This is a genomic window from Bacillus marinisedimentorum (assembly GCF_001644195.2).
Taxonomy (GTDB): Bacteria; Bacillota; Bacilli; order Bacillales; family Bacillaceae_O; genus Bacillus_BL; species Bacillus_BL marinisedimentorum.
In genome coordinates, this window is record NZ_LWBL02000059.1 from 50,018 (window position 1) to 56,936 (window position 6,919).

Annotated in this window: 9 protein-coding genes; all 9 read left to right on the plus strand. The window is 48.9% G+C overall.

The window, feature by feature from the left end; translation table 11 throughout:
• Positions 1 to 17 precede the first annotated feature (17 nt).
• The 9 genes from rpsK (at position 18) to rpsI (ending at position 6,588) form a co-directional block, all read left to right on the plus strand.
• Entirely contained in the window at positions 18 to 407 is a 390-nt protein-coding gene (gene rpsK / locus A4U59_RS17400) for a 30S ribosomal protein S11 (protein ID WP_070121496.1), read from the plus strand.
• Between the two features lie 185 nt (positions 408 to 592).
• Positions 593 to 1,540 carry a DNA-directed RNA polymerase subunit alpha gene (locus A4U59_RS17405; RefSeq protein WP_070121497.1) on the plus strand — a complete coding sequence of 316 codons (948 nt, stop codon included), beginning with the start codon at positions 593 to 595 and terminating at the stop codon, positions 1,538 to 1,540.
• A 63-nt stretch (positions 1,541 to 1,603) separates the two neighbouring features.
• A complete protein-coding gene (gene rplQ / locus A4U59_RS17410) occupies positions 1,604 to 1,966 on the plus strand; it encodes a 50S ribosomal protein L17 (RefSeq protein ID WP_070121498.1) in 363 nt (120 codons plus the stop codon).
• A gap of 202 nt (positions 1,967 to 2,168) precedes the next feature.
• The gene (locus A4U59_RS17415; protein WP_070121506.1) at positions 2,169 to 3,008 is read left to right on the plus strand and encodes an energy-coupling factor ABC transporter ATP-binding protein; all 840 of its coding nucleotides are present in this window, start codon (positions 2,169 to 2,171) and stop codon (positions 3,006 to 3,008) included.
• Positions 2,984 to 3,853: an energy-coupling factor ABC transporter ATP-binding protein gene (locus A4U59_RS17420; protein WP_070121499.1), complete on the plus strand. Its 870-nt coding sequence runs from the start codon at positions 2,984 to 2,986 to the stop codon at positions 3,851 to 3,853. The genes A4U59_RS17415 and A4U59_RS17420 overlap by 25 nt, the downstream gene beginning before the upstream one ends.
• Positions 3,850 to 4,647, plus strand: a complete 798-nt coding sequence (locus A4U59_RS17425; protein WP_070121500.1) for an energy-coupling factor transporter transmembrane component T family protein — start codon at positions 3,850 to 3,852, stop codon at positions 4,645 to 4,647. Before A4U59_RS17420 ends, A4U59_RS17425 begins: the two co-directional genes overlap by 4 nt.
• Before the next feature lie 12 nt (positions 4,648 to 4,659).
• Positions 4,660 to 5,400, plus strand: a complete 741-nt coding sequence (gene truA, locus A4U59_RS17430; RefSeq protein ID WP_070121501.1) for a tRNA pseudouridine(38-40) synthase TruA — start codon at positions 4,660 to 4,662, stop codon at positions 5,398 to 5,400.
• Between the two features lie 338 nt (positions 5,401 to 5,738).
• Entirely contained in the window at positions 5,739 to 6,173 is a 435-nt protein-coding gene (gene rplM, locus A4U59_RS17435) for a 50S ribosomal protein L13 (protein ID WP_070121502.1), read from the plus strand.
• A 22-nt stretch (positions 6,174 to 6,195) separates the two neighbouring features.
• Positions 6,196 to 6,588: a 30S ribosomal protein S9 gene (gene rpsI, locus A4U59_RS17440; RefSeq protein ID WP_070121503.1), complete on the plus strand. Its 393-nt coding sequence runs from the start codon at positions 6,196 to 6,198 to the stop codon at positions 6,586 to 6,588.
• Positions 6,589 to 6,919 lie beyond the last annotated feature (331 nt).

Genomic DNA, 6,919 nt, shown 5'->3' on the forward strand with positions numbered 1-6,919 from the left:
GGAGGTAAAACGATCATATGGCACGTAAAACAAACACACGCAAAAAGCGCGTGAAAAAGAATATTGAGTCCGGAATTGCTCATATCCGTTCTACATTCAATAACACAATCGTTACGATCACTGATACCCATGGTAATGCAATAGCCTGGTCAAGTGCTGGTGCATTAGGTTTCAGAGGATCCCGTAAATCCACTCCTTTTGCGGCACAAATGGCTGCAGAAACAGCAGCTAAAGCTTCAGTTGATCATGGCATGAAAACTCTTGAGGTTACAGTTAAAGGACCTGGTGCCGGCCGTGAAGCTGCCATCCGCGCCCTTCAGGCTGCAGGCCTTGAAGTAACTGCAATCCAGGACGTAACGCCAGTTCCTCATAACGGCTGCCGCCCGCCAAAACGTCGACGCGTCTAATCATCCTGTATAGATTTTGGCACACTGTCTATACTGGGTTATGATGAAAAAAGTTTCATAGAAGGTTCTAAGGGGATCTTAACCAGATCCGCTGTGCACACAATCGGGAACTGCAAATGGGGAATTTCGGTTAGACTCTGTAACAGTCTAACCGGGGTTTCGACGTTTTGAAGGAGGGTTATTGAATGATCGAAATTGAGAAACCAAAAATTGAAACGGTTGATGTCAGCGATGACGGCAAGTTTGGGAAATTTGTCATCGAACCGCTTGAACGTGGCTATGGTACCACATTAGGGAACTCCTTACGTCGTATCCTTTTATCTTCACTCCCTGGTGCCGCTGTAACATCTATTCAAATTGATGGGGTCCTTCATGAATTCTCAACAATTGAAGGTGTAGTGGAAGACGTCACTTCCATTATCTTGAACATTAAAAAACTCGCACTCAAAATCTACTCTGATGAAGAGAAGACGATGGAAATTGACGTGAAGCGCGAAGGTCCCGTTACTGCTGCGGATATTACGCATGACAGTGATGTAGAGATTTTGAATCCGGATCTTCATATTGCGACACTGTCATCCAGCAGCGCCAACCTTCACATACGTATGACTGCCCAGAGCGGCCGCGGCTATTCACCGGCTGATGATAACAATACGGAGGATCAGCCAATCGGCGTGATTCCGATTGATTCCATCTATACACCGGTTGCCCGTGCAACGTACCAGGTAGAAAATACACGTGTAGGCCAAGTGTCTAATTACGATAAATTAACCCTCGATGTATGGACAGATGGAAGTATTAGACCGGAAGAAGCCGTTTCTTTAGGTGCCAAGATCATGAATGAGCACCTGAACATCTTCATCGGCCTGACTGATGAAGCCCAAAATGCAGAAATCATGGTCGAAAAAGAAGAAGATCAAAAAGAAAAAGTTCTTGAGATGACAATTGAAGAACTGGACTTATCTGTCCGTTCATATAACTGCCTGAAGCGCGCTGGCATTAATACAGTTCAAGAGCTTTCCCATAAGTCTGAAGAGGACATGATGAAAGTCCGCAACCTCGGACGGAAATCTCTTGAAGAAGTAAAGCATAAACTTCATGACCTGGGACTCGGACTCCGTAAGGAAGAGTAGTTCCCTGCAGGTGAGCAACGATAGATACAACGGATAGACTTTCAACAAAGGAGGGAATCTCTCATGGCATATCAAAAACTGGGACGCACTAGTTCACAGCGTAAAGCACTTCTTCGTGACCTTGCGACAGACCTGATCATCAACGAGCGCATCGAAACAACTGAAGCGAAAGCGAAAGAGCTCAAGTCAGTTGTTGAAAAAATGATCACTCTCGGCAAGCGCGGTGATTTGCATGCGCGCCGTCAAGCTTCTGCTTTCGTTCGCAAGGAAACTGCAAACGAAGAGACTGGCGAAGATGCAATCCAAAAACTGTTCGGTGATGTCGCTTCTCGTTATGAAAACCGTCAAGGCGGATACACTCGTATCATGAAGCTTGGGCCTCGCCGCGGTGATGGTGCACCAATGGTTATTATCGAGCTTGTGTAACAATCATACACATGTAACGAAAAGGGCGGGACAGAAACTCTTCACGGGTCTGATTCTGTGCCCTTTTTTTGTTTATCCAGCTTTTTTGCCGCCCGTTTTTCAAAGCGGCACCAGGTGAGAAAAGCTTGTCGAGATTAGAAGAGAAAATCGGCACGATTTCCCTATTTCCAGGGAAATATGTCGAAGCGGGAGAGAGACCTTCATGAAAGAACTCGTTTCTGTAAAGGATGTAAGTTTTCGATATGACCGGGAAGGAAAATGGGCAGTAAATGACGTCAGTTTTTCCGTGTATGAAAGCGAGTGGCTGGCAATTGTCGGACATAACGGCTCCGGCAAGTCAACCCTTGCCAAGCTTATGAACGGCCTATTGCTTCCTGAAACCGGCACTGTATCAGTAGAAGGGTTCAGTACGGCCAAAGAAACCGATATAGCGGATATACGCCGCAGGCTGGGGGTCGTCTTCCAAAACCCCGATAATCAGTTTGTCGGGACAACAGTAAGGGATGATGTGGCTTTTGGTCTGGAAAACAACGGCGTCGCTCGAGATATCATGAAAAAACGGATTCAGGAAAGCCTTAAATCTGTCGGCATGATTGAATTTCTTGATCAAGAGCCTCACCATCTGTCAGGCGGGCAAAAACAACGGGTGGCAATTGCAGGTATCATTGCTCTCAGGCCGTCAATTATGATTCTTGATGAAGCGACCTCCATGCTTGACCCGCGCGGCCGCCTTGAAGTGATCAATACCGTCCGCTCCCTTAACGATGAAGGCGCCATTACAGTCATTTCCATCACTCATGACCTGGAAGAGGCAGCGAAAGCGGACCGCGTGCTTGTCATGAACCAGGGTGAAGTACATGCTGCAGGGCGTGCAGCGGATATTTTCAGCAAAGAAGAAGAGCTGACTCAAATCGGGCTTGATTTGCCTTTCAGTGTGAAACTGAGTCATGAACTGTCACGGCGCGGCATTCTCTCATCAGGCCCATATCTTTCTCAAGAGGAATTGGTGGATGCGTTATGGAAATTAAAATCACAAACCTAGAGCACCGCTACATGCCGCGCACGCCCTTTGAACGGCTCGCACTCCATGACGTGACAACACATATCGATTCAGGCACTTTCCTGGCGGTGATCGGCCATACCGGTTCGGGAAAGTCGACACTCGTCCAGCACTTGAACGGCCTGCTCAAACCGACATCAGGCGAAATCCGTATCGGTGAAACCGTCATCACGGCAGATAAAAAGGATAAAAGCTTGAAACCATTGCGGAAAAAGGCCGGCATTGTCTTCCAATATCCCGAACACCAGCTGTTTGAGGAAACGGTGGAAAAAGATGTGATGTTCGGTCCGCGGAATTTCGGTGTCCCTGAGGAGAAAGCTCGGAAAAAGGCACGGGAAACCGTCTTGATGCTTGGGCTCCCGGAAGATGTTCTGCAGAAGTCACCCTTTGACTTGAGCGGAGGTCAGATGCGACGTGTAGCCATAGCCGGTGTGCTGGCAATGGAGCCGGAGATTCTGATTCTCGATGAACCGACAGCCGGCCTGGACCCAAAAGGACGCCATGAAATCATGGATATGTTTTCCATGCTGCATAAACAGCGAGGGCTGACAACTATCCTTGTTACGCACAGCATGGAGGATGCTGCCCGCTATGCCGATGAAATCGCCGTGATGGATAAAGGCACGCTCGTTGCCAGAGGGGCGCCTCAGGAGATTTTTTCAAATCCCGAACAATTAATCGGCCTTGGCCTTGATGTTCCGGAGACGACCCGGTTTGCAATGGAACTGGAAGAAAAATTCGGCACCCGGCTTTCATATGACCGTTTTACGCTTAAGGAAACCGCAGATCTCATTGAATCGCTCATGAGAGGGGGCGATCCTTCATGATGCAGTATGCGGTCATCGGCCAATATGTGCCGGGCAGTTCATTCATCCACCGTCTCGATCCGCGCGCCAAGCTGACGATTATCTTTTTTTATGTCTTTATCGTTTTTCTTGCGAACAATATGTGGTCGTATCTGGCGCTTGGCGCATTTTCAATTTTGGCTGTTGCAGCTTCCAGGATTCAGGCGTCCTTCATTTTGCGGGGGCTCCGGCCGGTGCTCTGGATCATTTTATTCACAGTGGTTTTGCATATCTTCATGACGAAGGAAGGCGAACTGCTGTTCAAGTACGGCTGGTTCACTGTGTATGAAGAAGGGGCCAGGCAAGCGGTATTCATCTCGATGCGTTTTTTGTTTTTAATTATGATGACATCGCTCCTCACGCTTACAACGACGCCTATTGAAATTACCGATGGAATGGAGACGCTGCTTGGACCGCTGAAGAAAGTCAAGTTTCCGGTCCACGAGCTGGCACTGATGATGTCGATTTCACTCCGGTTCATTCCTACCCTCATGCAGGAGACGGAAAAACTGATCAAAGCGCAGAGCGCCAGAGGGGTCGATTTTAAACACGGACCGATAAAAGAAAGGCTGCAGGCGATTGCGGCCCTGCTCGTTCCGCTTTTCATCGGAGCCTTCAAACGGGCTGAGGACCTTGCGCTTGCAATGGAAGCAAGGGGATACCAGGGCGGCGAAGGCAGGACAAAACTGCGTGAACTGAAATGGTCAGGCGCTGACACAGCCGCACTGGGGCTGGTCATCTTGCTTGCAGCAGCACTTTTATACTTACGAAGCTGACAGGTGATGGACATGAAGCGGATAAAATGCAAAGTTTCATATGACGGCACTCATTTTTCCGGTTATCAGGTGCAGCCGGGGGCGCGAACCGTCCAGGCAGAAATTGAACGTGTGCTGGCTGTGATGCATAAAGGCGGTCCGGTCCGGATAACCGCTTCCGGGCGGACAGATGCCGGCGTGCATGCCCGCGGACAGGTGTTTCATTTCGACAGCCCTCTTATAATTGAGAAGGATAAGTGGAAGACGGCCTTGAATGCCCAGCTTCCGGCGGATATCGTTATTTTGGAGGCAGAGGAGGCAAGGCCTGACTTCCACGCCCGTTTCGATGTAACCCGCAAGGAGTACCGCTACTTCATTTTGCGGACGAAGGATCGTGATGTGTTCCGGAGGCATTACACGCTTCATATGCCGTACGATCTTGATCTTGATGCAGTGAAATCCGCCATTCCCTATTTTATCGGCACACATGACTTCACGGCGTTTTCCTCAGCGAAAGCGGAGGTCGATTCAAGGATAAGAACGATCTATGAGCTTGAGCTGATGGAAGAAGCGGATGAGCTCGTCATCCGGGTCGCCGGCAATGGGTTTTTGTACAACATGGTCCGCCTCATCGTCGGCGACCTGCTCCGTGTCGGCCAGGGGAAGCTTGCGCCTGAAGAGATCGGCACAATGCTCCGGGAAAAGAAACGGGATATCTCAGGACTCAATGTGAGCGGGGCAGGACTCTATTTATGGGATGTTTCTTATCATTGAATGGACATTGGAGCCAGGGTGGAACAGAGGGACCGCGGGTAGTGAGCCGCCGCGGCTGATTGAAAACCCTTCTTGACGGGAGTCTGCCCGCAGATAGACAGCAGGCCCATGCCGGCCGAAAACTCGCCTGAAAGGTATTTTAAGAAAACAAGCAGACACAGTGTTTCGGCAAAACAACGAATCCTAGTGTAACATTTCCTTGACATGGGGTTCCCATGTGTTATATTATATCCTATGGTATTGTTTTCAAGACCACGATTAGCCCCGGAAACTTAATCGTGATTGAATAAATGCACAATTGAATTTTTGACATTGAAAATTAGGAGGTACACTCACCCATGCGTACTTATATGGCAAAGCAAGCTGATGTTCAACGCAAATGGTACGTTGTTGATGCAGAAGGAAAAACTTTGGGCCGTCTTTCAAGCGAAGTTGCATCAATTCTTCGCGGAAAGCACAAGCCGACTTACACTCCGCACGTGGATACTGGTGATCACGTAATCATCATCAACGCTGAAAAGATCGAACTTACTGGTAAAAAGCTTACTGACAAAATGTATTACCGTCACTCAAACCACCCAGGCGGTTTGAAATCAAGAACTGCTCTTGAAATGCGTACGAAGTATCCAGAGCAAATGCTTGAACTTACTATCAAAGGCATGCTTCCAAAAGGAAGCCTCGGACGCCAAATGGCTAAGAAGCTTCATGTATATGCCGGCAGCGAACACAAGCACCAAGCACAACAACCAGAAGTTTACGAACTTCGCGGATAAGACTTAGAGGAGGGTATTAATATTGGCACAGGTACAATATAACGGTACTGGACGTCGCAAGAGCTCAGTTGCTCGCGTTCGTCTTGTTCCAGGTAACGGAACTATTGTTGTTAACGGTCGCGAATTTGAAGATTTCTTCCCACTGCCTGCAGTGCGTGAAGTTGTAAGACAGCCGCTTGCAGTTACTGAAACTGAAGGCAGCTACGATGTACATGTAAATGTAAACGGCGGAGGATACACTGGCCAGGCTGGCGCAGTTCGCCACGGCATCGCCCGTGCGCTTCTGCAAGCTGATCCTGAATATCGCCTGCCGCTTAAGCGCGAAGGCCTTCTTACTCGTGATGCACGCATGAAAGAGCGTAAGAAGTACGGCCTTAAAGGCGCTCGCCGTGCACCTCAGTTCTCAAAGCGTTAATTTTTTATATCGCTTACCGATCCCGGTCCAATTGTGGACCGGGATTTTTTGTGGTTTTGGGAAGATGGGGACGGGGGCGGTTTTGTGTTTTTGTTAAATGGCAGGGAAGGCTATATGGGGGCAAGGAACTGGTTTCGCGTAATCGTTAGCGGGTTTTTGGTGATTGGAGAGGGTCCACGTGCCTATAATCGGAAGGAGTGAGTCATATAGGCACGGGAGGAGGGTTTGCGTGCCTATAATCGGAAGGAGCGAGTGAATATAGGCACGGGAGGGGATTACGCGTGCCTATAATCGGGAGGAGCGAGTGAATATAGGCGCGGGAGGGTATTAC